The sequence below is a fragment of the Mesorhizobium sp. WSM3864 genome (assembly GCF_002294955.1).
GTDB lineage: Bacteria > Pseudomonadota > Alphaproteobacteria > Rhizobiales > Rhizobiaceae > Mesorhizobium.
This window is the reverse complement of sequence record NZ_NSGD01000007.1, coordinates 41,854-66,202: the sequence shown is the minus strand read 5'-3', so window position 1 is coordinate 66,202 and position 24,349 is coordinate 41,854. Positions and strand designations below refer to the sequence as shown.

The following is a 24,349-nucleotide window of genomic DNA, read 5'->3' as shown; positions in this document are numbered from 1 at the left end:
TTCTGGGTTGGCTGGCTTCGATGCTGCCTCCGGCGGCCAAGGAATGAAACGCCGGAGGCGAGAGGGCAGAGCCCTCAGGGTGGTGGTCGATTACTTGACGCCGAGCGCGGCCGTCACCTTGTCGACATTGTCCTTGGTGACGAGCAGCACGCCGGTGTCGAGCGTGTCCGGAACCGGGCGGCCACCGTCGCTGGCGCCTAGGCCGGCGGACTTCAGTCCGTTGTGGTTGTAGTCGTGCAGGATCTTGACCGCGTAGTAGATGAACAGTTCGCGGTTCTGCACCACTATGCCGTCGACCCAGCCTTCCTTGGCGGTCTTGAAGAAGTCCGGCGTCTGCTCCATCGCCGTCACCTTGATGTCGCCCGGATTCTTGCCGGCCTCACGCAACGCGGTCACGATGCCGGCGCCCGACTCCGAATCGAAGCCCGCTAAGCCGGCGATGTCGGGATGGGCAGCGAGGATCGCGGCCGTCACCTGCGCCGCCTTCTGCGCATCGCCGCCGTCGTCCTCGTTGGAGACGATGTTGTATTTGCCGCCGCCATTGGCCTCGATATAGGCCTTGAAGCCGGCGACTGCCTCCCGCATGTTACCGGCGTTGATGATCGACATCATGGCCAGCTTGCCGCCATTGGGCAGCTTCTCCATCATCTTCTTGGCCTGAGCGACACCGACCTGCGTCCAGTTCGTGCCGATGTAGGCGAGACGTCCGGAGTCCGGCAGGTCGCCGTCATCGACGACGGTGGGGACGCCCTGCTCCAGGCACTTCTTGACCGATTCCGTCAGCGACGGATCCCAGCCGCCCACCACGGACACGCCGTTCGGCTTCTGGGCGCAGACCTGATCGACCGCGGCGATGAAGCCTGGCAGGTCGAAATCGGTCGGGCCGGCCACAACCACCTTGACGCCGAGCTCCTCGGCGATCTTCTTCATGCCGACATAGTCGTATTGCACGAAGAGCGGCAGGTTGGCCTTGTTGGAGATCCAGTAATAGGTTTCCTTCGCGTCGGCTGGGCCGAAAGACGATTCCTGCGCGCGCGCCGGTGCCGTCACGGCTGCCGCGAGCGCCGTTATCCCCAAGGCGACCAATGTCGATTTCATCATAAAGCGCATTCCCGTTTCCTCCTGATTGGGTTCTGTTCCCAGTTTTTTGCAGTCCACCGGCCTTGCCGGATTCCCCTCGGTTCCCGCCGGCCTAGCCGCGGCCCGCGGTCTTGAAGCGGTCGAGCGAAACGGCGAACAGCAGGACAAGCCCCACGACCAGTCCCTGCCAGAAAACGCCAACCGCGTTGATGATCATGGCGTTCTCGATCAGCGCTATGAAAAGCACGCCGAGAATGCCGCCCAGAACGGTGCCCTCGCCGCCCTTGAGGCTGGCGCCGCCAAGGACCGTTGCGGTGATGACCTTGAGTTCGATGCCGACGCCGGCATTGACAACAGCGCTGTTGAGCCGCGCCGCCCCGAGCACACCGGCGATGCCTGCCAGCGCACCCATTGTGATGAAGCCGATGAGGATCAGCCTGTCGACGCGGATGCCGGACAGTTGGGCCGCGCGCGGGTTGCCGCCGACGAAATAGAACTGGCGGAAGAAGCGGGTGCGCGCGACCAGCCAGCCGCCGACCAGCACGAGGATCAGCATCGCCCAGAACGGCGACTGGATGCGCAGGATCGGATCGGCGGCGCGGCCATATTCGGCGAAGCTGTCGGAGATCGGCGTGACGCCCGTTCCGGCCGTCACATAGGTCAGGCTGCGATAGATGGTGAGCGTGCCGAGCGTCGCGATCAGCGCGTTGATGCCGATGCGCGTGACGATCAGCCCGTTGATCAAGCCGGCAACCGCACCAACCAGAACGCCGACGAGAAGAGCTGCCTCTGCCGGCCAGCCCCACCAGCCGGCAACTACACCTGCCCAGACCCCGGAAAGCGCGAGCGTCGATCCGACGGACAGGTCGAATGTGCCGGCGATCATCAGCAGCATCATGCCGCAGACGAGAATGCCGACGGGTGCCAGATTGAGCAGCACGGCGCGCATGTTGGGCCCGGTAGGAAAGTTGTGCGGATAGACGATGGTCATCGCCAGCGCGAGCAGCACGACGAGCACGAACAATGTCAGCTCACGCGAGTTGGCCAGGCGGCGCACAATGCGCAGCGGCAGGGCCTCGCGCTGTTCGACCGGGGCCTGCGCTTCGTTCTCGGATATCTGTGCCACGCTCATGCTCCAACCGCTTCCTCGCGTACGTTCGCGACCGACGACGTGAACCGGGTCGCCAGCCGCAACACCTGCTCTTCGGTCGCCCCCTCGCCCGGCAGTTCCCCGACCGTGCGGCCCTCGGCCATCACGACGATCCGGTCCGCAAGCGCCAGCACCTCGGGCAGCTCGGACGAGACGACGAGCAGCGCCACGCCCTTCTCCGCCAGTCCGCGCAGCAGGCGATAAATTTCGGAACGAGCGCCGACATCGACGCCGCGCGTCGGCTCGTCGACGATGAGCAGGCGCGGCTCCATGGCCAGCCATTTCGCGAGCAGGACCTTCTGCTGGTTGCCCCCCGAAAGCTCGCCGACGATCTTGCGCACGCTGGGGGTGGCGATGCGCAGCTCTTTGACGAAATCGCCTGCGAGCCGTTCGGCCTTGCTGTTGGAGAAGTTGGCGCCGGACGAGACCTTCGAAAGCACAGTGGCGGCGATGTTGTTGACGAGGTCCATCCCGAGGAAGAGACCCGACGTCTTGCGATCCTCCGGAACCATGCCGATGCCGGCGTGCTTGGCGTCCCACGGGCCCTGAGGGTCGACCGGTGCGCCTCCGATCCGGATGTCGCCGGCCGTGCGGCGCCTGGCGCCAAAAATGGCCTCGCAGAATTCGCTCCGCCCGGAACCGATCAACCCGGCAAGACAGACAACCTCACCGGCGCGCACGGTGATCGAAGCCGAGCGCACAAGCGGCGGCGCGGAGACCCCGTCGGCTTCAAAAACGATCGGTCCCGCTTGCCGCGCCGAAGCCGCGCGGGTGAGATGAACCTCGCGCCCGACCATCAGCCGTATCAACTCGTCCGTCGTCGTCTCGGCGACCTTGCGCGTACCGGCGAGCCGCCCGTCCTTGAGCACCGTGACGGAATCGCAGAGCGCGAAGATCTCGGCTAGGCGGTGGGAGACATAGATGACCGAAACGCCGTCCCTGGCCAGCCGGCGCACGATCTCGAAGAGCTTTTCGGTTTCGGTCAGCGTCAGCGCCGCCGTCGGCTCGTCGAGGATCAGCAGCCTCAGTTCGCGCGACAATGCCTTGGCGATCTCGACGATCTGCGCCTGGGCTGGCGACAGGAATGCCACTTTCATTGCCGGATCGATGGCGACGCCGAGCTGGGCGATGAGAGCGTGCGCTCTTTCGCGCATCAGCCGGATATCGACCTGGCCGAACCATTTTGTCGGCTGACGGCCGGCAAAGATGTTTTCCGCGACCGACAGCTGCGGCACCAGCGAGCCTTCCTGATGGACGATGCCGATGCCCAGCTCGCCCGCGGCCTTCTCGTCGAGGTCGCCGAGTACGGCGTCGTCGAGCCGCACCTCGCCGCTGGTGCGGCTGTAGACGCCGGCAACGATTTTTCCCAGCGTGGACTTGCCGGCACCGTTCTCGCCAAGCAGTGCCCGGATTTCACCGGGCTCGACCGATATCGACACGTCGTCGAGTGCCCGAACGCCGGGGAACGTCTTGCAAAGCTGCGAGATGTGGAGGCGCGGCGCCATGTCGACCTCAAGCGCTGACAAGTGCGGCCGGCATGGCTATGCCTTGGCCTGAAGGTAGTGAGCTTGCTTGGCCTGGATCATCCAGACCATGGTTTCATTCACCGGCGTGGCCACGCCGGTGCGCTTGCCGGCGTCGACGATGGCGCCGTTGATGACCTCGATCTCCGTCTGGCGCCGCGCCTCGACGTCCTGGAGCATGGAGGCCTTGCCGCCCACGGCCTTCTCCAGCAACCCCGTTATGGCGGCCCAGCGCTCGTCATAATCGAGCGAAATGCCCTGCGCTTTGGCAACCGCCACGACTTCCTTCAGGATTGCCGCCATCAGCGACTTGGCGCCGTCGAAGGCGACCAGTTCGTGCGACATGAGATGCAATAGGCCGGCGACCGGCAGCGTGCAGGCGTTCAGCGCCAGCTTCTTCCATACCTCATCCAGGATGCGCTCGGACCTGGTGGTTTCGATCTGCGCGGCACGGAAGGTCTCGACCACCTTGTCCAGGCGAGGTGTCGCCTTGCCGCTCAGTTCGCCGATATAGGTCATCCCGACGCCGGGATGCTTCACCCTGCCGGGGCCGAGCAACGTGCCGCCGTGGTAAGTCAGACCGACCAGAACCTTGTCTTCGCCCACAATGCCGGCGATGCGCGGCGCGTTACCCCAGCCGTTCTGCAGGCTGAGCACCGCCGTTTCCCCCGCGATCATCGGGGCCGCCGCGCGGACCGCAGCATCGGTGTGATAGCATTTGACGAAGTTGATGATCAGGTCGACCGGTCCGACCTTCGACGGCTCCGTTGTTGCCGGAACGCGGATAACCGGCCGGGAGCCGTCCTTCTCCTCGATCGTGAGGCCGTTGTCGTTGATCGCTTGCACCGCCGGCTTCGAGACGTCGATCAGCGTCACGTCATTGCCTGCTCTTGCAAGATAGCCGCCGAAAATGCCGCCCATGGCACCGCCGCCGCCCAGAATGGCGATCCGCATGTCTTTCGCTCCCTGTCCCACGACGGGTTGTTTTCGGCAAAGTCGGGGCGCCGTTTCCGGGATCTTGTGGAAACGCGCTTTCGGCGAGCGAAGCCGCTAGCCGATCCGGCCTTGTCTGGTTATGTTCCGGTCATCCTTGCAAGCAGTTGCATGGTTGTCAAGTATGATGGTATGAAAGGTCTATGGTCGATCCTCTCGTTATAGAACGCAAGAAGCTCTTCGAGCACGTGGCCTCGCATCTCGAGGCGCAGATCCTGTCGGGCAAGCTGAAGCCCGGAGACCAGCTGCCGCCGGAGCGCGACCTGCAGACGCGCTTCGGCGTCGGCCGGCCCGCCATCCGCGAGGCGCTGATCTCGCTGCAGAAGGCCGGGCTGGTCGAACTCACCAACGGCGCGCGGGCCAAGGTGCTGATGCCGACCGCCTCGCACATCTTCACTGGCATGGCGCCGGCCGTGCGCCAGATGCTTTCGACCGAGGAGGGACATCGCTACTTCCAGGGCGCGCGCCTGTTCTTCGAAGTTGGGCTGGCGCGCGAGGCCGCCCGGCACGCGACGGCCACGGACCTCGAGGCGCTGGCGACTGCGCTCGAAGCCAACCGGAAAGCGATCGGCGACCGCGAGCGCTTCACCTCAACCGACATCGCCTTCCACTTCGAACTGGCGAAGATGGCGCGCAATCCAGTCTTCATCGCGCTGCACGACCAGATCTCGGAGTGGCTGAAGGAACAGCGCACGGTGACCCTTGCGGCAAAGGGGCAGGAAAAGACGGCGTTCGAGGCGCACAAGGCGATCTATGACGGCATCGCGGCCCGTGATCCCGATCGCGCCGAGCAGGCCATGCGCACGCATCTCGAGCAGCTTGCCGTCACCTTCTGGCAGCAGCGCACGCACGATTGAAAGCTGTGTGGATCGGCGTCTTAGGTGACCACTTCACCCGCAGGCGCCGGCATGCATCGACCTGAACTGATCTCACGCAGAAATTGCGAGCGCTGAGTACAGCAGATGCAAATCTAGAGCTCGACAACTGCGACGAATTCGCATTGCACCAGGGAAGCGCTGTCCGGTGTCAACGGCCTAATGTGCCTGGCCGGACGCGACTCGGAATCTGGAAACATCCGCAGCCATTCTTCATTGACGGCGACCCTGTCGCTGCTGTCGCGGAGATAGATATCCACCTTGATGATGTCCTCCGCGCTGCCGCCGGCGGCCTCGATGACGGCGCGCATGTTGGCGAACACATTGGCCGACTGAGCCGCCATTCCGGCCGGCAATTCCTGCGTCGTCGGACTGACGCCATGAATCGCCCCCGAGAACACCATGTTGCCGATCCGGCAGGCATTGGGAACTGGATGCCTGTGGCTCAGTCCTTTCACCGAAATACTTTTGCGCATGGTTCTGCTGATCCTTCGCGATCTGTAGCGGGAAACTCGTGAACGGCTGGTCTGAATGCCTAGCGCACGAGTGCGGCTGGAAGGACCTATCGTCTCGCGCGCAAAACCGAGGCTTGCGCGGGTGGCGAGGAAGCGCCGGTGTCGGGACGCGGCGCGGGCGGTTCATAGCCGGACGTCAGCTGAATTCCCCGCGTCTCGGGCAGCATCAGGGTCGCGGCGAATGCGATGCTGTAGCCCAACAGCGCGACAAGGCCGATCGCCTCAGCCAGGCTGATATGTTGCGCCAGTATTCCGATGCTGGATACGGCGGCCGCACCGGCCGCCTTACCGAAATTGTAGGCGAAGCTCTGACCGCTGGCGCGGATGGCGGAGGGGAAAAGCTCGGTGAAGAATGGGCCGAGCGCGGCATAGTTTCCGATGGTGAAGAAGCCGAACGGCGCACCCAGGATAATCAACGACCAGCCGGAGAGCGGCAAGAACATATAGGCGATGGTGATCAGCCAGGAACATACGAGAAAAAGCTGAAACGTCCGCCGCCGCCCGAGACGATCGGCCAGGTATGCGCTGGCCAGAAATCCGAAAAACGAGCCGCCGGTCACCACGAACAGGTAATATCCAGATGCGCTCGGCGACAGTTCGCGCACCGTCTTCATGAAGGTCGGCAGCCAGTTGACGATCGCACCGCCGACTCCGATCACGCCGAATGCCAGCAATGAAGAAAGGATCGTCACGCGCAGGGCGTCAGGCTGAAATATCGCACCCAGCCCGGGCCGAACGCCGCTCTTCTCGACCAGCTCGCGCGTTTTGACGAATATCTCCGGCTCCTCGATCTTGCGGCGCAGATAGAGGACCAGCACGCCGGGGAGCACACCGATCATCAGCAGCACGCGCCATCCGTAATCCTGGGGCAAATGCGCCAGGACCACGCCCGCCAATATGGCGGCGGCGCTCCAGCCGATGCCGAATCCGCTCTGGACGGTGCCTACGGCTTTGCCGCGATGTTCGGCCCGGATGATCTCGCCCATCAGGACCGCACCGGCCGCCCACTCGCCGCCGAAGCCCAGCCCCTGCATGATGCGCAAGACCATAAGCTGCTGGAAGTCCTGGGCGAACCCGGCAAGGAAAGTGAAGGCGCAGAACCAAAGGATCGTGAACTGCATGATGCGGGCCCGACCGAAACGGTCGGCGAGATAACCGCAGAGCCATCCTCCGATCGCCGCGGAGAGCAGCGTCGCGGTGGCCAGATAGCCGGCCTGCGCCGTCGTCATTCCCCAGGCCGCGATGAGGATCGGCAGCACGAAGCTGAAGAGCTGCGCATCCATCGCATCGACGGCCCAGCCGGCGAAACAGCCCCAGAAGGTGTTCCGCTCGCGCGACGTCAACTCCCTGTACCAAGTGAACATCTCTTCCTCCCGTTTTGTCGATGCGACGCCGGCTAGACAACCAGTGGCGTAAGTCCTCCGTCCATGGTCAGCGAAGCGCCCGTCACGTAGGAGGATCTTGCGCTGGCGAGGAAAAGCGCCGCATCGGCCACCTCTTCAGGATTTGCGTAGCGCCGCAGCGGAATTCGCTGCTCGTTCAGCCGCAGCAGTTCTTCCGGCGTCTTGCCCGTCACCCTGGATTCGACTTCAAGCGACAATTGCAGGCGTTCGGTCATGGTGGCGGCCGGATTGATCACGTTCACCCTTACGCCTGCATGCCCCCACGCCGCTGCCAGCCCCGCCGAGGCGAGCATCAGCGCCGCGTTGGCGGCGCCTCCCGGCAAATGCATGGGTGACGCGATCTTGCCGCCGGTGCCGACTATGTTGACGATCGTGCCGGCGCCCCGCGCCACCATCAGCGGCAGGACGTAGTCGGTGACGTTCATGTAGGTGAAGAACTTCGCGTCCATCGCGACACGCCATTTGTCCGGCGTCAGTTCGTCGGGGGCAACTCTCCTGGCGCCACCGGCCGAATTGACCAGGGACGCGATCGGCCCCACCTGCTCCTCGAGCGCGGCGACCATTTCCTTTGCCGCAAGCCCGTCCGACAGATCGGCGGCGAAACTCGTTGCCGACAGCCCCTCGGCGGCCAGCTTTTTCTTGGCGTTGTCGAGGTTCTCCTGGCTGCGTGACACAATCACCACGCGGGCCCCTTCCCTGGCAAAGGCGCGTGCGCAGGCCAGCCCTATTCCCTTGCTGCCCCCGGTTATCAGGACAATTTTCCCGTCGAGCTCGAGGTTCATTTCAGTGATCCTGTTTCTGGCCGCCAGCGGAGTGGACATTGATCGGGGTTCCGCCCGCGAAGGCTACGATCTGGTCGAACGCATTGCCGTACGCGAACTCATAGTTGTCGCGCTCGACATAGCCGAGATGCGGCGTGCACAGGGCGTTTGGAAGCCTGAGCAGGGCGTCGTCCGGATTGGTGAGCGGCTCGCGTTCGAACACGTCGACCGCCGCCTTGCCGGGGCGACCGCTCTTCAGCGCCGCCACCAAAGCGCCCGGCTGGATCAGTTCGGCACGGCTGGTGTTCACAAGCAAAGCGGTCGGCTTCATCAAGGCCAGGTCGTCAGGCCCAATCGCGCCGCTGGTCTCGGCATTCAGCCGCAGATGCAAGCTGAGAACATCCGACAGCCTGAACAGGGACGGCTTGTCTTGTGCCACGCTGAAACCCTCGGCCTTAGCGCGATCCAACGAGCCTTGGCGCCCCCAGATCAGCACCTCCATGCCGAAGGCCTTGCCGATCCGCGCCACCATCGAGCCCAACCGGCCGAAACCATAGATGCCGAGGACGCGGCCGCGCAGGCCGAGGCCTATGGTGGTCTGCCAACGGCCTTGCCGCAGCGACGCGCTCTCGAAAGGAATGTTGCGCATCGCCGCAAGAATAAGCCCCCAGGTGAGTTCGACGGTCGAATAGGACGGACGCGACGTCAGAGCGGACGAAACGACGACACCGTGCCTGTCGCAGGCCGCCAGATCGATGTGGGGAATGTGGCCGTTCTGGCTTATGAGCTTCAGCTTGGGAAGGCGGCTCAGCAAAGCTTCGTCGATCTTGGTGCGCTCGCGCATCAGCACCAGGACGTCCGCCTCCGCCAGGCGATCTGCCAGAATGTCGACATCCTCGACGATATCGGTCCAGATCGTGACGTCGTGGCCGTCCAGCCTGGAGAAGCAGTCCAGCGTGCGGACCACGTCCTGGTAGTCGTTGATGATGGCGACGCGAAGCTTTCTCACGGGGTGACCTATCGCCTCATGCATTGCCCGGCAGATCCGCAACGGAGGTACCGGCGTCGATTGCTTCGCACTTGGCCTCTTCAAGCGCCGACTTCCTCAGCGCCTTTGCCAGAACTTCGGCGGCCCGGGCAATCGGGATGAAGCAGACGCCGGTTTCGTCCGCAACGACGATATCGCCTGGAGCAACGCGCACGCCGGCGACTTGGATTTCGCCGTTGATCTCCACGGTCTCGATGCGCCATTTGCCTGTGACAGGCGTTATCTCGGTGGCCCAAAGCGGATATCCGACCCGCCGCGAATGCCCGAGGTCGCGAACGCCTCCGTCCACGATTGCTCCGGCCTCGCCCTGCCGTTTTCCGGTCTGGGCCGAAATTCCGCCCATGTTCGAAACGCCGGCAACGCCCTCGATCACCACAACGTCGCCCGGCAGCGCCAGGTTGTGGGCCTCGAACTCCGCCATCCGGTTGACTTGGTTTTTCGCCGTTTCGTAGACATGCTCGCGTTGCAGGATGTTGCGCACCGTAAGCGCCGGACCGACGATCGACACCGAAGGCAGGGTCGGCTTCAGAACCGATGCGCCAACCGCGCCGGTGATACCGAGCTCATCCATAATGTCCGAGATGACGCTGGTGGCGTCGCCGATCCGCTTGAAGCCGTCGATCAGATCCTTCGGCGGGCGCGGTACCCGCATCAGTCGAATGCGGTCGCGACTGATCTTGCCGGTGAGCTTCGGCAGCACATCCGCGAGAGCTATATCATTCATGCCTTATCCTCCGATCAGCGGCATCAGGATGGCTTGCCGCCATCAATGCGTCCAATTTAGAATCGACCAATGCATCATTTGCTGGGTGAATAACGTGCGCCTTGATCTGAACCTGATTGCCGTCCTTGAGGCCATCATGCTGGAGAGGAATGTGACACGTGCGGCCTCGAGCCTGGCGATGAGCCAGCCGGCGGTGAGCAATGCGTTGCGTCGAGCCCGCCGCCTCACTAAAGATCAACTTTTCCTCAAGACGGCAACGGGGGTCCAGCCCACCGCTCGCATGGTCGCGATGTGGCCCGACCTTCATCGCTCGCTCACGGCAATTCGCGCTTCTTTCGCGCCCGACGAGTTCGATCCCGCGTCGGATGCGACCAGTTTTCGCATTGCCGTCACCGACAGTCTCGCGATGGAAGGCGTCAGCGAAATTACGCTGAAATTGCAGGCCGCGTCGCCGCGCGCCCGCGTTTCCTTCGCGGTGCATACCCATGAAGGCTCGCTGGAAGGAATCGATCGCGGCACCCTTGACTGCGCCGTGGGCATGTTTGCCTCGCTGCCAAGAGAAATGCATGTACGGAGCCTGCGGACGGATCGCTATGTCTGCGTCATGCGCGGCGGACATGACCTGGCCGATTGCCTGACGCTCGATCGATTCACCGCCGCGGCACACGTCTTGGCGACCCCGTCCGGTCTGGAACGCGGCTTGGTGGATGGCTGGCTCAGCCTGACGGGACGGACAAGGACGATCGCCGTTGTGGTCAATCACTTTGCCGACGCACTGAAGATTGCCTCGCGTAGCGACCTCCTCACCTGCGTGCCGCTCGGCTTCTTCAATGGACCGTGGCGAACGATTGCGGATGGACGTGACCTGGTGGTGTGCGAGTTGCCGTTCGAAACCGAGAAGCTGCTCTACAAGCTGATCTGGCACGAACGACTGCAGCAGCACCCCGCCCACCAATGGTTTCGCGCGCTCGTGACGGACGCCTGCGGTTCGTCCTTCGATGGCCAGCTGGTTGGAGAAGCGCCGCTCGTGGGAACGACATGATCTTACGGCGGAAGCGACATCCAGGATGTCACTGGCGCAGATGGATCCGGCTTCCTCGCGGCACCAGTTCTAACCGTTCAGGGGCACATATGAGTAGACGTTCGCGGCGTCGCGCCGGACACGGCCAAGCCCAGGAAACGATATGTGGGCGCCGCCAACGATATAGCCGCTGTCAGCCGCATCGGCGAAGGCGCGCTCGTGCACGCGCTCGGCTTCCGATGCGTCGGCGTCATACTGGATCGTGACGGACGGGTCCTTGAATTGTACCGCGGCGACATGCACGACGTCGCCCCACAGGACGATCTTCTCGCCCTTGCTCTCGACCACATACATTGTATGTCCGGGTGTGTGGCCATAGGCGGTTTGTGCGCGCACGCCAGGCACAAGATCGGTGTTGCCATCGAATACGGCGAGCTTGCCGGCTTGCAGATATGGCCCGATCGATGCCATGGCGGCCTGAAAAAACCGCTTCGCTTCAGCGGGAGCCGCGTGCATGCTTGCCTCGCTCAGCCAGTAGTCGGTGTCGCGCTTTTCGACACGCACGACGGCGTTGGGGAAGGCTCTCTGGCCGTCGACCATGAGACCGCCGACGTGGTCGGTGTGCAGGTGCGTGAGGTAGATCTCATCGATCTGCTCCGGCCGATAGCCTGATGCGCTGAGATTGCTTAGCAGGTGGCCGGTGCCTGGGCCTAACAGGGACCCGGCACCAGCGTCGATCAGCACCAGCCTGGCTCCGGTATTGACGAGAAAGGAATTGTGCGACGTCTCGACGACATCGGTGAGATAGTTGCGTTTGAGTGCTTCCTCGATCCGCGCCGGGTCGCCCTGCAGCAACTTCGTCGCGGGGAGCATATTGCTGCCATCGGACAGCGCCGTTACCTCAAAATCGCCGAGCGTCAAACGATGGAACCGGGGCGCCTGGCTTTTGGCCATGGGCGCGCCAGCGAACAACGGCGTCGCCAGGCCGCAGGCCAGACAAAAGCAGCCGGCGGCCAAAAATGCGCGGCGGCTCGGATTGACGATGTCGCCGCTGGTCAGCCGGGGCTCCGCACCTCCGGTGCCGTCGAACAGGTAATCGAGAATCTTGCAAGGGGCGGTCATCCCAGAGCTCCATGTGCTTTTCGTCGAGGCCGCGACCGGCGTCCGTACGCTCGTTCTCGTCGCGGAGAACGTTTGCGCCGAGGCCGGTTTGCGCGCATAGCGTTCCCGAGACGGGTTACGCCGTCCAATTCAGAGTTCGCCGTCAGCATCATCACCCAGTTGAATAACGACTGATGATCATCATCCACCTAAAGCTCGCGATCGGTCCGTTCCTTCAGCCTCGCGGCTCGGAGCGGTCGCGCTGTTCCGGCATTTGAAATCACATCTCCACGGGCTGGGCGTCGGCCTGATCCTTGTTGAACCGCGGCAGCAGCCCGGTGCACAGGACCAGCATGACGACAATGACGAACTGACATGCGATGACTGTGCCGAAGGCGTGCGAAATGCTCGCCGGCTCCAGTGCCAGGTAGAGCGTGCCCAAGGTTGCGACCCCGAGCGCCAGGCCCGACTGCTGTAGGGTGATGAGGACGCCGCTGCCGACGCCCGCCAGATGCTTGGGGACATCGGCGAGCACGGCCCGGAACAAGCCCGAAAACAACATCGATTGTCCGGCCCCGATCACGACCAGCGGCACGGCAAATTCGAGGAGGCTCACCCTTGGCCAACTGGACACGGTGATTGCGATCAACGTGACCAGTCCAAGCGCCTGCAGGAGACCGCCGGCCGCGAGCGCCCCACGACCGAAGCGGCCGATGATGCGCGGGCTGACCACTGAACCGATGAAGAACATCGCCGCCATCGGCAGGATTGCGAGGCCGCTTTCGAGCGGGTTGGCGCCGAGCCCGTTCTGGACGGTGAGCGCGAAGACGAACATGAAGGCGCCGAAGCCGACGCTGAACAGCGTGATCATGGCCAGGCCGCGCGACATCGAGGGCAGCTTGAGCAGCGACGGCGGCAGCAATGGCATCTCGCCGCGCGCTTCGGCGGCCCTTTCGACGGTGACCGTCGCGACGGCAAGCAAGACGGCTGCAGCCAGCATTGTCCACGTCCATGCCGGCCAGCCGAGCGAGTGACCTTCGGTCAGCGGCACCAGCAGAGCCGTCAGCGTGGCGGCGAAAAGTACAGTGCCGGCGACGTCGATGCCCGAGGGGTGCGGCGAGCGGTTGGCTGGCACGACCGCCCGCGAGGCGAAGAACACGATGACGCCGAGCGGAATGTTGATCAGGAAGATCGGCCGCCAGGAGGTGCCGAACAGATTGGCGCTGACCAGCAGTCCGCCGGCGAGTTGGCCGACAACCGCGGCGATGCCCGAGGTCGCGCCGTAAAGCGCGATGGCCCGGGTCTTGCGTTCGCCTTCCAGGGTGGCCTGGAAGGTCGCAAGCACCTGCGGCACGAGCATCGCCGCCATTGCGCCCTGGACCAGGCGGGCGGCGATAAGGAGATCGATGGTGGGTGCCAGACCGCAGGCGAGAGAGGCGAGGATAAACCCGGAGAGCCCGACCAAGAACAGGCTATGGCGTCCAAAACGATCGCCCAGCCTGCCGCCGAGAACGAGCATGGCGGCGTAAGCCACACCATAGACTGAAACCACCAGCTCAAGTGCGGCCGGCGTCGCCTGCAGCGAGGTGGCGATGGTCGGCAGCGCCACGTTGACGATGAAAAAGTCGGCGATCGGCAGGAAGGCGCCGGCGAGCAGAACGTACACGCCAATCCCGTGCAGCCCGCCGGCGCGGGCCATGGAACGAGGTGTGTGCCAAGCGTGCCCGGCGGCGGTTGTCGAGTTGGTCATCCGAACCTCCAGATGTGTATGAAAACATAGTTATATGATTATAATGATTATGTTCATATACATAGACGTTGGAAGTCTGTAAACTGCGCCCTATGGAAACCGACCAGGAATCGTCCGCTCGCAAAGCTCCCCCGGCTGTTCGCTGGGCGGACCTGGCCGACTTGATTCTCATCATTGCCCGTGAGATTCAATTTCGCGGTTACCGGGACGAAAAAGCGCTGTCGCTGTCGCAATCGGAGGGCATGGTGATGCGCCACCTCGTTGCGCACGCTTCCGCAACGCCCAGCCAGATCGCGACGGCGACCGGGCTGCAGCGCACCAATGTTTCCACCGTGCTGCGCGACCTGGAAGGCAAGGGGCTGATCGAGCGCCATGTCGACCCGCAAGATCGCCGGGGCGTTAGCGTCCACCGCACCCGGCGGGGAGCCCACAATTACGCCCTGGTGCGCAAGGAGTGGGCAACTGCCGTATCCGAGGCCGCCGGCGACGACACACGCAATCTCAATGCCGCGCTTGAGCTTCTCAGATCCATCGAAGCCGGCCTGACCGCAACGCGACCGATAGACAGCGACGGTCCGGGGCGAGGTTCCGCCCGCCGCCGGAACCTCTAGTCGCGGTCAAACGTGGGGTTCGCCTGTTCAGAACCGGGCCGAGCTGAAGGCGGACAGCAATGTGCTGTCCTTTCCGTGAATCACGTCGGCGACTAGTCGGGCAGTAATTGGTGCGAGGGTGAGTCCGAGGTGACCGTGGCCGAAGGCGTAGATCACGTCCGGCGATTTCCTCGAGGGCCCGATCACAGCGCGCGAGTCCGGCAGGGACGGCCGGAAGCCTAGCCATTGCGACGATGGCTGGCTGAGATCGGGGAAGAACTGCCGCACGCCGCGATCGAGCAGCGCCAGCCGGCGCGGATTGGCCGGTGCTTCGAGCCCACCCAGCTCGACGGTGCCGGCAACTCTCAGCCTGCCGTCCATCGGCGTCATGTAGAAACCGAGATCGACCGGGCAGACCGGCCGGTTGAGCAAAGGTGTCGTGGTCGGAAACTCGAGATGATAGCCGCGCTCGGTCTCCAACGGGATCCGGTCACCGGCCTGGGCAGCGAGCGGCCGTGACCGCGCGCCCGCCGCAATCACTACTTTTTGCGCCGTGACGGCGAGGCCCGGGCCGCTCAGCCGCACGCCGCCTGCCCCCGTTGCGAGGCCGGTGACGCTCGCGCGCATGAGTTGAGCACCCCTGGCGGTAGCGGCTGCCGCCAGCCGCGCCATCACCGCCTTGGGATCGCTGACATTGATCGAATCCGGGAAATAGAGGCCGTGGGTCCCAAACGCCGCCAGCCGCGGCTCCAGCGCGCCCACCTGATCGGCGGTCAGAACCTGCTGATGAACGCCGAGCTCGGCGCGCAAAGCCCGTCCACTCTCGGAGGCGGCAAAATCGCTGTCGCGGCGATAGACATAGAGGCAGCCATTGCGACGCATAAGATCCTGAAGTCCGGCCTCCTGCACCATTTCGCCCCAGGCCGGCAGCGCTTCGGCGAGCAAGCCGGCAAGCGCCAGTGCATTGGCGCGGGTTGCCGCCGGCAGCGACTGGCGGACAAAGCGGATGAGCCATGGCGCGAGCTGGAAAAGCGCTGCCCAGCGCAGCGAGAACGGGCTTTCGGGATCGAGCAGCAGCTTCGGCAACGCGTGCAGCAGGCCGGGATTGCCGACCGGCATGCAGGCATATTCGGCAATCGTGCCGGCATTCCCGAACGAAGCGCCCGAGCCGGGCTCGTGCGGGTCGATGAGCAGGACCTCGCGACCCTCGCCGGCAAGGCGCAAAGCGGTCGCCAGCCCGACGACGCCGGCGCCGATGATGGCGATCTCGACTGATTTCGGCGAGGAGGCCATGGTCTCAGACAAAGCCAGGCAGTTGCAGATGGCCGGCGGCGAGCAGCTCGGCCATGGTGGTGAGCGCCGAGCGCAGATCCTCTTGCGATCGCGCCGCGCCGACATTGATGCGCACGCCGTGCTGGACCGGCTCGCGGCCGACGGCGAAGGCATCACCTGGCAGGACGGCGACGCCGCGCTCCAGGCAGGTGCGGGCAAAGCCCGCGCCGCGCCACGGCTCGGGCAGGCGCAGCCAGGCATGGGTCGAGGTCGGCTGGCTCTGGATGTCGAAGCGGCCGAGGATGTCGCTCAGGATAGCCTGACGCTGGCGCAGTTCCTGTTTCTGGATGTCGATGATGCGGGCGGCGGCGCCCTCCTCGAGCAGCCTGGCTCCGATCAGTGCGGTCAGCGGGCTGATGCTCCAGCAGTTGATGCGCAGCGCCGCGGCGACCTGGCCGGCGATCGGGCGCGGGGCGATGACGAAGCCGAGGCGCAGGCCGGGCGCGACGCATTTTGACAGCGCGCCGAGATGGATCGTCAGCTCCGGCTCGAGGCTGGCGAAGGACGGCGGCGGATCGTCGGCCAGCGGCCGGTAGACGTCGTCCTCGATGATCAGCACGTTGTGGCGCCGGGCGACCGAGGCGAGTTCGCGCCGACGCTCCTGGCTCAACGTGATTGTCGTCGGATTGTGCAGCGTCGGCACGAGGAATACCGCGCGCGGGCGAAGCTGCGCGCAAGCCGCCTCGAAGGCGTCCGGCCGCATCCCACCGCGATCCATGGCAACGCCCCTGAGATCAAGCCCGTGCACGCGGCAGAGGGCATTGATGCCCTGGTAGGTCACCTCGTCGGCCAGCACCACCTCGCCCTGCCGGGTGACGGCGCCAAGAACGCAGTCCAGGCCATGCTGGGCGCCGGCGGCGAGCACGACGCGGCCCGGGTCCCCTTCACCGGCGACGGTTTTGAACCAATCGGCGACCGCGACACGACCCCAAAGCGGTCCCTCCGGCGGATGATAATCCTGCAACGAAGCGTAGTGGCGATCCTTGGAAAGACGCGGCATCAGCGTCGCAACGGCGTCGAGATAGGCTGACGTAGGCGGCCGGTTGACCGAGAGGTCGATGACGCCGCTCTGGTCGCTCGGCGCTGACACGAAGCCCGGCCGCTCGACGATGTCGCGGGCGGCAACCGTGGTGCCGCGTCCGGGACGCGCCTCAAGAAGGCCTTGCTCCTGCAGGGTGGACAACGCCCGCGTCACGGTCGTGACATTGATGCCCAGGGCGCGCGCGATCTCGCGCTGCGGCGGCAGCCGGTCGCCGACGGCAAGCGTGCCGGCTGCGATGCGTTCGGCGATCGCGTCGGCAAGGCGGCGATAGACAGGGCTTTCGTCCTCGGTGAGGCGAAGATTTTCGAGCATGCGGATTTCGAACTGCGGCTGGTACTGAGTTGTCGGGCATTTAGCATAAGACAACGATCCCGACAATAGAAGTTGTCCTACACTCAACTTCGGAAAATTATCACACAATGCCGCATTTTACGGCTTGACGGGCAAACTTGTCCGCATCTATGGTCGGTTCCAGCCTAATTGTGTGATCATACAAGTCGGACGGCGCGCGTAGTTCGCGGCCGGTACCGGGAGGACGAGGCATGGATCGCAAGCCATTTGATAAATCGCCCGCTGGCAGCCGGGGTTGAGGGCGATGAGCGCCAGCCAAGCCGCTGCGCCGGCCCACGGAGCTGCCACTGCGCGTCCCGTGCTGGCGAGCGCCGGGCCAGGCTTCGTCGAATTCGCCGAGGTCGAGAAATCCTATGACGGGCGGACCTTCGCGGTGACGCGGATGAACCTCAGCGTTGCGCGCGGCGAGTTCTTGACGCTGCTCGGGCCCTCCGGTTCCGGCAAGACGACGACGCTCAATATGCTCGCCGGCTTCGAGCGGCCGACGCATGGCACGATCACGCTGGAGGGCCAGCCGGTCGACCGATTGCCGCCCTATCAGCGCAACATCGGCATGGTGTTCCAGAACTATGCGCTGTTCCCGCATATGACAGTCGAGGAGAATGTCGGCTTTCCGCTGTCCGTCCGCCAGGTGAGCAAGGCGGACATCGCGGCCCGCGTCGGCCGCGTGCTCGACATGGTGCGGCTGAAGCAATTCGGCGACCGCCGCCCGGCGCAGCTTTCCGGCGGCCAGCAGCAGCGCGTGGCGCTTGCCCGGGCGCTGGTGTTCCAGCCGAGCCTGGTGCTGATGGACGAGCCGCTGGGCGCCCTCGACAAGAAGTTGCGCGAGCACATGCAGCTCGAGATCAAGCAGATCCATACCATGCTCGGCGTCACCATCGTCTATGTTACGCACGACCAGAGCGAGGCGCTGACGATGTCCGACCGCGTCGCGGTCTTCAATCAGGGCGGCATCGCCCAGCTCGGCTCGCCTGACGATCTCTACAACACCCCGCAAAGCTCATTTGTGGCGAGCTTCATTGGCGAGAACAACACGCTGGAAGGCGTGGTCGACCGCGTTTGGGGGGAGCAATGCCGCGTCCAGTTGAACGGCGGCGGCGAGATCGCCGCGCTGGCGGTCGGCGTGACGCAAGGCAGTCCCTGCCACGTCGCCATCAGGCCCGAGCGGCTCAGCCTGTCGGCCGCCGCCGATGGCGGCAACGCACTGGCGGCAACTGTCGATGGGCGCATCTATCTCGGCGACCACCTGCGGCTTCTGGCCAGGCTCGCCAACGACCAGGTGCTGACCGTCAAGCTCGGCCCCGAAGCAACGATGGCGAATGGTGAGACCGTGACGGTCTCCTGCGCGCCCAACGATTGCCGCGCCTTTCCGGCCGATGCCGGAACGGGTGGTACCATTCCAAAACAGGGGAAAACGACATGAAACATCTGAGAACACGTCTGATCGCCCTCGCGGCCGCCACGGCGTGCATGACCATCGCCGGCGCCGCCTTCGCCGAGGAGCTCTCGATTATGGCGAGCGGCGGCGCCTGGCAGGACGCTCAGCGCAAGGCCTGGTTTGAGCCCTTCGCCAAGGAAACCGGCGCCAAGATCCTCGAGCAGGAATATCTCGGCGATCTCGGCAAGGTCAAAGCCATGGTCGAGACGGGCAACGTGCCGATCGACCTGGTGACAGTGGAAACGGCGACCGTGCTGCAGGGTTGCGACGCAGGCATCCTCGAACGGCTCGACTATGCCAAGATCGGGCCGCGCGACAAGTTCATCGAGGGCTCGGCGCTGGATTGCGGTGTCGGTCTCGACGCTTACGGCGACATCCTCGCCTATGATCCGACCGTGCTCAAGGAAGCGCCGACCTCGGTTCTCGACCTCTTTGACACGAAGAAATTCCCGGGCAAGCGCGCCATGCGCAAGTTCCCGGCGCAGAACCTCGAATGGGCGCTGATGGCCGACGGCGTGGCGCCGGCGGACGTCTACAAGGTGCTGGCAACGCCGGAAGGCGTCGACCGGGCCTTCAAGAAGCTCGACACGATCAAGAAGGACATCGTCTGGTGGGATGCCGGCGCGCAGCCGGCGCAGCTTCTCGCCTCCAAGGAAGTGGTGATGACCACCGCCTGGAACGGCCGCATCCAGAACGCCATCGACACCGACAAGAAGCCATTCAAGATCGTCTGGAACAACCAGATCCTCGAATATGACATGATCGCCATTCCGAAGGGCGCGCGCAATCCGGAGTTGGCCTACAAATACCTCGCCTATATCAGCCAGCCCGAGAACAACGCCAAGCTCGCCAGCTACATCACCTACGGGCCGGTGCGCACCGACGCGGCGTCCTTCGTAGCGGCTGACGCCTTGCCCAAACTGCCCAACGCTCCCGACCATCTAGCAGGCGCCTATCTGGTCGCCGACACCGAGTTCTGGGGCGACTATGGCGAGGACCTCGTCAAGCGCTTCAACGCCTGGCTGGCCCAGTAGGAAGGCGAGATGTCGGCGCTCCAGCCCAGCGAACTCGACCGGCCGACGCTGGCCCGCGACCGGTCAGCCGCCGACGCGGATCTCAAATCAGTGTCGGCGGCGCTCCGGCGCGCCGAATTCGGCGATCGGATGCGTTCGCTGCTGCTGGCGGCGCCGCTGCTCGTGCTGCTGGCGCTGAGCTTCGGCATCCCGATCGTGCTGCTGCTGTCACGCGCCGTCTATGATCCCACCATCGCGGATGCCTTGCCCAAGACGACCGTGGCCCTGGCCGGCTGGAGCGGCCAGGGCCTTCCGGGCGACGATGCGTTCGCGGCGCTCGCGGCGGACCTCAAGGACAACCAGGCCAAGGGCACGGCCTATGAACTTGCCAAGAGCCTGAACGCCCGCTTGCCCGGCGCGCGCAGCCAGGTGCTGAAGACGGTGCGCAAGCTCGAAAGCGCCGACGGCCAAGCCGCGCTCGAGGCCATGAAATCGGTGCCGTTCTGGTCGGCGCCGTCGACATGGCCGACGATCCGGAGCGGCACAAACAGCCTCACTTCGTTCTATCTGCTCAGCGCGCTCGACCTGCGCTGGAACGCCGCTGGCGGCATCGAACGGGTGCCGCCGGAGCAGGCGATCTTCATCCAGGTGTTCCTGCGCACCTTCTTCGTCGCGGCGTCAGTGACGCTGGCAACGCTGATCCTCGGCTTTCCGCTCGCCTATCTCATCGCCAACGTGCCGAAGGGATTGGCGGCCATCCTGATCGTCGCCGTGCTTCTGCCTTTCTGGACCTCGATCCTGGTGCGCACCGCAGCCTGGACGGTGCTGTTGCAGAAATTCGGGCTCGTCAATGATTTCCTGCTTTTTATCGGCGTCACCAGCGACCGGCTCGACCTGATGTACAGCCGCATCGGCCTGATCATCGCCATGACCCATATCCAGCTGCCGTTCACGTTGCTGCCGATCTACAGCGTCATGCGCACCATCCCGCCGTCGCAGATGAAGGCCGCCTATTCGCTGGGCGCCAGGCCGTTCACCGCCTTCCGCCGCATCTACATTCCGCAGGTGTTCCCGGGCGTGATGGCCGGATGGATGCTCACCTTCATCCTGTGCCTCGGCTATTACATAACTCCGGCGCTGATCGGCGGGGCGAGCGATCAGCTGATCAGCAATTTCATAGCCAACTACGTCAATGTCGAACTGAACTGGGAGATGGCGGCGGCGCTGTCCTTCATCCTTCTCGTCTTCACGCTGGCGCTGTTCGGCATCTTTGCCCGTATCCTCGGCCTCGACCGCCTTAAGCTGGTGTAACCATGCTTTTGTCCCCCTACCCCACGACCGGCGAACGCATCCGCATCGTCCTGCTCTGGCTGTGGTGCGGGCTTGTAATCCTTTTCCTGCTGGTGCCGATCCTGATCCCGGTGCCGCTTTCCTTCAACAGCGGCTCCTTCTTCATCTTCCCGCTCGAAGGCCTTTCGACGCGCTGGTACGAGGTGGTGCTTGGCACGCAGCGCTGGCAGGCGGCAATCGGCAACAGCCTGATCGTCGCCTTGGGCACGACAGTGATCGCGACGACGCTCGGCACCCTGACGGCGATTGCGCTGTCCGACGAGAAGTTCCCCGGCCGGCGCATTATCATGCCGCTGCTGCTGTCGCCGCTGATCGTGCCGGTTGTGATCACTGCCGTCGGCTCATACCTGTTTTACGCGCGCGTCGGTCTGGCCAGCACCTATGCCGGCATCATCCTGGCGCACACCGCTCTGGCCAGCCCCTTCGTGGTGGTGACGGTGGGCGCCAGCCTCACCGGTTTCGACCGCAATCTGATGCGGGCCGCGGCGATCTCCGGCGCAAAACCCCTGACATCGTTCTTCCGCGTCATGCTGCCGCTGATCCTGCCCGGGGTGCTTTCGGGTGCGGCCTTCGCCTTCGTCACTTCTTTCGACGAAGTTGTCGTCGTGCAGTTCCTGGCCAGCGCCAGCCAGCGCACTATGCCGCTCGAAATGTTCATCGGCTTGCGAGAAAAATTGAGCCCGGCGATCACCGCCGCAGCGACGCTGATGATGGCGCTGTCAATCGTGCTTCTGGTGATCGCCAATCTCCTGGCGCGGCGCGGTCGAACGGCCCGCATTGCATGAAGCGTGGTTACTGTCGCAGCGCAATGAGGGTGAACGGATGCGACTGGACCAATAGCGATCTTCAACAGAGCTGACGCTATTGGCCAACGCTACTGCTGATGCTCAGCGCATGGCAGACATGATCTGCCGTGGCTTCATCGAGCCGTCATGCTCATGCTTCACGTTAGGACAACCGAACACGTTGATCCGATCGTCCCCCAGAAGGCCTCCTGGCCCGGTTCCCGCCAGGCTTTATTTTTCGCTTGCATCCAGCTTCGGTCGTATGGAGCTGATTGCGCTTACGATGGCATCGGCGGCGTGGCAGTCCAAGGCAATATCCAGGATGCCTTCCGTCGTGCGGATCGAAAGGATGCCAAGATTGCCCCCCTCATCGGCAACCGTGTGGACATGGATTTCGGCTGGCACAAAAGGCGATGCCTTTTCCATTGCGCATCCCCCCTTTTCCTGGGGCAACAATCGCGCAGTCCGGCTAAGGATTCAAGCGCGCTTGGGTTGAGCTGGCCTAGCCGCAGACACGGCGAGGCGCCCGCCGCGACCTTGTCGCACTGGTAAGGGATGCTTTGGACTTGGGAAGTGGGAGATCTTCGGGCTGCGAATGCTTAAGAGCGGGCATTCAGGCTGGCGTGGGCATCGTCGTGGTGACCCATTTGGGAACGCTGCCGATTTCTATCTCGACGGCAGGAATTCTGCTGAGCTGCAGCTTTTGAAACTTAGCAACATGCTCAGGTAATACCCCCAACCTATGCAATCCAGGAGCGCCTCACGAAGGTCGAAATCGGGTCTCAGTGGTCGTGCGCACCATGCTCCTGCAGCGAAAGCCCAAAAGTCCGCACCAGGTCGCTGACCTGCTCCGGTGACAGATAGCGGGGGTTGAGGCCGCGCAGAAGCAGATAGAGCTTTGCCGTTTCCTCCAGCTCTTCGGTAGCGAATACCGCCGCCTCAAGCGTCTCGCCCGCGACGACGGGACCATGGTTGGCGAGCAGCACCGAAGAGTAGCGTCCGGCGAGCCCTTTTATTGCATCGGCTACCGCAGGGTCTCCGGGACGGAAATATGGCACCAAAGCCGTCTGTCCGGCGCGCATGAGATAGTATGGCGTCATTGGCGGCAGCACCGACTTGGGATCGATCTCGGGAAGCATGGTGACGGCCACCGCATGGGTGGAGTGCAGGTGCACAATCGCACGCGCTGCTGCCCGCGTCTCGTAAAGGGCGGTGTGCAGGGGGATTTCCTTGGTCGGCGCATCGCCCGCGACGAGTTGCCCTTGCGCGTCGAGCCTGGCAAGGCGAGCCGGATCGAGAAAGCCCAGCGATGCGTTTGTCGGCGTCACAAGCCAGCCGCCGTCATCGAGCCGCAGACTGATATTGCCCGATGATCCCGGTGTCAGCCCGCGCTCGAATAGGGAACGGCCAAAGCGGCATATGTCTTCGCGAAGTTTTGCCTCGCTCATGTTGTGGCTCCCTCGATCAGTTCGAACCCGAGATCGATCTTCGTCGGCGGCCCGTCGGAGCAGACCAGCCGAGCACCGGTCTCTCCGACCGCGACGCGTGGCGTCCGGATGGTGGAAAGCGGTTGTGGCGCCGCGCGTGCGACGTCCAGGCCGTTATAGCCGAAAATCGCCAACCGGCCGGGGATGGCGATGCCGCGGGCAAGGCAATGGAAATAACCGCCAATCGCCATGTCGTCGTTAGAGAAATAGACGGCATCGAGATCGGGGGCGCGCCCGAGCAGCCGGCCGAGACCGTCGCGCCCGGCCTCGATCGACGAAGATGAGGGAATGATTTCTTCCGCGGCGACTTCAAGGCCCCCCTCTGCGAGCGCCGAGCGAAATCCGGCGAAGCGTTTGGCGGCGCGCAGATCGCGGCTGAGATCGTGGCCCACATAGCCGATGCGCCGATAGCCGCGCGAGACCAGGTGACGCGCGCTCGCGCCTCCCGCCTCGCGGTTGGAATAACCGACGACGATGTCGATGCCATCGCCATCCGAATCGAGCAGTTCGGCGACCCTGATGCGGGCGTGCCTGAGCATTGCCACGGTACGCTCGGTGTGTTCGAGCCCGGCCACCATCATGCCTGCCGGACGCCAGCTAAGCAGCGACTCGATGAGGGTTTCCTCGCGGCCCTGTTCGTAGTCCGTCACCGCGACGACAGGTTGGAACCCGGCGCCCACCAGCACCGTGTTGGCGCCGCGCAGCATGTCCGGAAAGACGATGTTGCTGAGCGACGGTATCACGATCCCGACCAGCTTGGAGCCGGTCGAGGCCAGCGTGCCGGCGATGCGGTTCGGCACATAGCCGAGGCTTCTCGCGGCATTGAGGACGCTCTCGCGTGTCTTGGCCGAAAATGAACCGTGCCCGCGCAACACGCGCGAGGCGGTGCTCTCGCCGACGCCGGCCGCGCGTGCGACATCGGTAAGGGTCGTCGTCCCCGTCGGCGTGCCGTCGGCCAGCTCGTCGGCCACTTTCGATCTCCCCGCTGGAGCGCGACGTCGCACTGGACCGTCCTCG

General features: G+C 64.2%; 23 protein-coding genes. 7 read left to right on the top strand and 16 right to left on the bottom strand.

What is annotated here, in order from left to right:
- Positions 1–90: 90 nt before the first annotated feature.
- The 4 genes from CK215_RS16570 to CK215_RS16555 all read right to left on the bottom strand — a co-directional run bounded on the left by CK215_RS16570 (position 91) and on the right by CK215_RS16555 (position 4,707).
- The gene (locus tag CK215_RS16570) at positions 91–1,110 is read right to left on the bottom strand and encodes a substrate-binding domain-containing protein (protein WP_095779522.1); all 1,020 of its coding nucleotides are present in this window, start codon (positions 1,108–1,110) and stop codon (positions 91–93) included.
- 82 nt (positions 1,111–1,192) lie between these two features.
- Entirely contained in the window at positions 1,193–2,206 is a 1,014-nt protein-coding gene (locus tag CK215_RS16565; protein WP_245418707.1) for an ABC transporter permease, read from the bottom strand.
- A 2-nt stretch (positions 2,207–2,208) separates the two neighbouring features.
- Positions 2,209–3,735 carry a sugar ABC transporter ATP-binding protein gene (locus CK215_RS16560; protein ID WP_095831563.1) on the bottom strand — a complete coding sequence of 509 codons (1,527 nt, stop codon included), beginning with the start codon at positions 3,733–3,735 and terminating at the stop codon, positions 2,209–2,211.
- A gap of 36 nt (positions 3,736–3,771) precedes the next feature.
- Positions 3,772–4,707, bottom strand: coding sequence for a 2-dehydropantoate 2-reductase (locus CK215_RS16555; RefSeq protein WP_095831562.1), 936 nt, complete (start codon positions 4,705–4,707; stop codon positions 3,772–3,774).
- 182 nt (positions 4,708–4,889) lie between these two features.
- On the opposite strand from CK215_RS16555, the gene nanR reads away from it, so the two are divergent.
- Entirely contained in the window at positions 4,890–5,603 is a 714-nt protein-coding gene (nanR, locus tag CK215_RS16550) for a transcriptional regulator NanR (protein WP_095779524.1), read from the top strand.
- Between the two features lie 113 nt (positions 5,604–5,716).
- On the opposite strand, the gene CK215_RS16545 is transcribed toward nanR, so the two are convergent.
- The 5 genes from CK215_RS16545 to CK215_RS16525 form a co-directional block, all read right to left on the bottom strand.
- A complete protein-coding gene (locus tag CK215_RS16545) occupies positions 5,717–6,097 on the bottom strand; it encodes a RidA family protein (RefSeq protein ID WP_095779525.1) in 381 nt (126 codons plus the stop codon).
- A gap of 86 nt (positions 6,098–6,183) precedes the next feature.
- Positions 6,184–7,500, bottom strand: coding sequence for an MFS transporter (locus tag CK215_RS16540; protein ID WP_095783894.1), 1,317 nt, complete (start codon positions 7,498–7,500; stop codon positions 6,184–6,186).
- Positions 7,501–7,532: 32 nt separating this feature from the next.
- Positions 7,533–8,321, bottom strand: coding sequence for an SDR family oxidoreductase (locus CK215_RS16535; protein WP_066994728.1), 789 nt, complete (start codon positions 8,319–8,321; stop codon positions 7,533–7,535).
- A gap of 1 nt (position 8,322) precedes the next feature.
- Positions 8,323–9,309, bottom strand: coding sequence for a D-2-hydroxyacid dehydrogenase family protein (locus tag CK215_RS16530; RefSeq protein WP_348628603.1), 987 nt, complete (start codon positions 9,307–9,309; stop codon positions 8,323–8,325).
- Between the two features lie 16 nt (positions 9,310–9,325).
- The gene (locus CK215_RS16525) at positions 9,326–10,072 is read right to left on the bottom strand and encodes an RraA family protein (protein WP_095831560.1); all 747 of its coding nucleotides are present in this window, start codon (positions 10,070–10,072) and stop codon (positions 9,326–9,328) included.
- A 94-nt stretch (positions 10,073–10,166) separates the two neighbouring features.
- Between CK215_RS16525 and CK215_RS16520 the strand changes: the two genes are divergently transcribed.
- Positions 10,167–11,114 (top strand): LysR family transcriptional regulator, encoded by a 948-nt coding sequence (locus tag CK215_RS16520; protein WP_245418706.1) that lies wholly within the window; start codon positions 10,167–10,169, stop codon positions 11,112–11,114.
- Between the two features lie 69 nt (positions 11,115–11,183).
- Here CK215_RS16520 and CK215_RS16515 read toward each other — a convergent pair whose 3' ends face one another.
- Both CK215_RS16515 and CK215_RS16510 read right to left on the bottom strand, forming a co-directional pair.
- On the bottom strand, positions 11,184–12,215 hold the full coding sequence (locus tag CK215_RS16515; protein ID WP_095831559.1) for an MBL fold metallo-hydrolase: 1,032 nt from the start codon (positions 12,213–12,215) through the stop codon (positions 11,184–11,186).
- A 259-nt stretch (positions 12,216–12,474) separates the two neighbouring features.
- A complete protein-coding gene (locus tag CK215_RS16510; RefSeq protein WP_245418705.1) occupies positions 12,475–13,944 on the bottom strand; it encodes an MFS transporter in 1,470 nt (489 codons plus the stop codon).
- Positions 13,945–14,036: 92 nt separating this feature from the next.
- Between CK215_RS16510 and CK215_RS16505 the strand changes: the two genes are divergently transcribed.
- Positions 14,037–14,555, top strand: coding sequence for a MarR family transcriptional regulator (locus tag CK215_RS16505; RefSeq protein WP_095831557.1), 519 nt, complete (start codon positions 14,037–14,039; stop codon positions 14,553–14,555).
- A gap of 27 nt (positions 14,556–14,582) precedes the next feature.
- Here CK215_RS16505 and CK215_RS16500 read toward each other — a convergent pair whose 3' ends face one another.
- Both CK215_RS16500 and CK215_RS16495 read right to left on the bottom strand, forming a co-directional pair.
- On the bottom strand, positions 14,583–15,827 hold the full coding sequence (locus tag CK215_RS16500) for an FAD-dependent oxidoreductase (protein WP_095831556.1): 1,245 nt from the start codon (positions 15,825–15,827) through the stop codon (positions 14,583–14,585).
- A gap of 4 nt (positions 15,828–15,831) precedes the next feature.
- Entirely contained in the window at positions 15,832–17,220 is a 1,389-nt protein-coding gene (locus tag CK215_RS16495; RefSeq protein WP_095783888.1) for a PLP-dependent aminotransferase family protein, read from the bottom strand.
- 283 nt (positions 17,221–17,503) lie between these two features.
- Here CK215_RS16495 and CK215_RS16490 point away from each other — a divergent pair, with 283 nt between their 5' ends.
- The 4 genes from CK215_RS16490 to CK215_RS16475 are packed head-to-tail and all read left to right on the top strand — an operon-like array spanning position 17,504 to position 21,845.
- The gene (locus tag CK215_RS16490; protein WP_095831555.1) at positions 17,504–18,682 is read left to right on the top strand and encodes an ABC transporter ATP-binding protein; all 1,179 of its coding nucleotides are present in this window, start codon (positions 17,504–17,506) and stop codon (positions 18,680–18,682) included.
- Positions 18,679–19,731 carry an ABC transporter substrate-binding protein gene (locus tag CK215_RS16485; protein WP_066994707.1) on the top strand — a complete coding sequence of 351 codons (1,053 nt, stop codon included), beginning with the start codon at positions 18,679–18,681 and terminating at the stop codon, positions 19,729–19,731. The genes CK215_RS16490 and CK215_RS16485 overlap by 4 nt, the downstream gene beginning before the upstream one ends.
- A gap of 9 nt (positions 19,732–19,740) precedes the next feature.
- A complete protein-coding gene (locus tag CK215_RS16480) occupies positions 19,741–21,021 on the top strand; it encodes an ABC transporter permease (RefSeq protein ID WP_095831554.1) in 1,281 nt (426 codons plus the stop codon).
- A 2-nt stretch (positions 21,022–21,023) separates the two neighbouring features.
- Positions 21,024–21,845 carry an ABC transporter permease gene (locus tag CK215_RS16475; protein ID WP_066994704.1) on the top strand — a complete coding sequence of 274 codons (822 nt, stop codon included), beginning with the start codon at positions 21,024–21,026 and terminating at the stop codon, positions 21,843–21,845.
- A gap of 231 nt (positions 21,846–22,076) precedes the next feature.
- Here CK215_RS16475 and CK215_RS16470 read toward each other — a convergent pair whose 3' ends face one another.
- From CK215_RS16470 to CK215_RS16460, 3 genes are all read right to left on the bottom strand, one after another.
- Positions 22,077–22,271, bottom strand: coding sequence for a hypothetical protein (locus CK215_RS16470; RefSeq protein WP_066994701.1), 195 nt, complete (start codon positions 22,269–22,271; stop codon positions 22,077–22,079).
- 356 nt (positions 22,272–22,627) lie between these two features.
- On the bottom strand, positions 22,628–23,293 hold the full coding sequence (locus CK215_RS16465) for an aldolase (protein WP_095827638.1): 666 nt from the start codon (positions 23,291–23,293) through the stop codon (positions 22,628–22,630).
- A complete protein-coding gene (locus CK215_RS16460) occupies positions 23,290–24,303 on the bottom strand; it encodes a LacI family DNA-binding transcriptional regulator (protein WP_245418704.1) in 1,014 nt (337 codons plus the stop codon). Before CK215_RS16460 ends, CK215_RS16465 begins: the two co-directional genes overlap by 4 nt.
- Positions 24,304–24,349 lie beyond the last annotated feature (46 nt).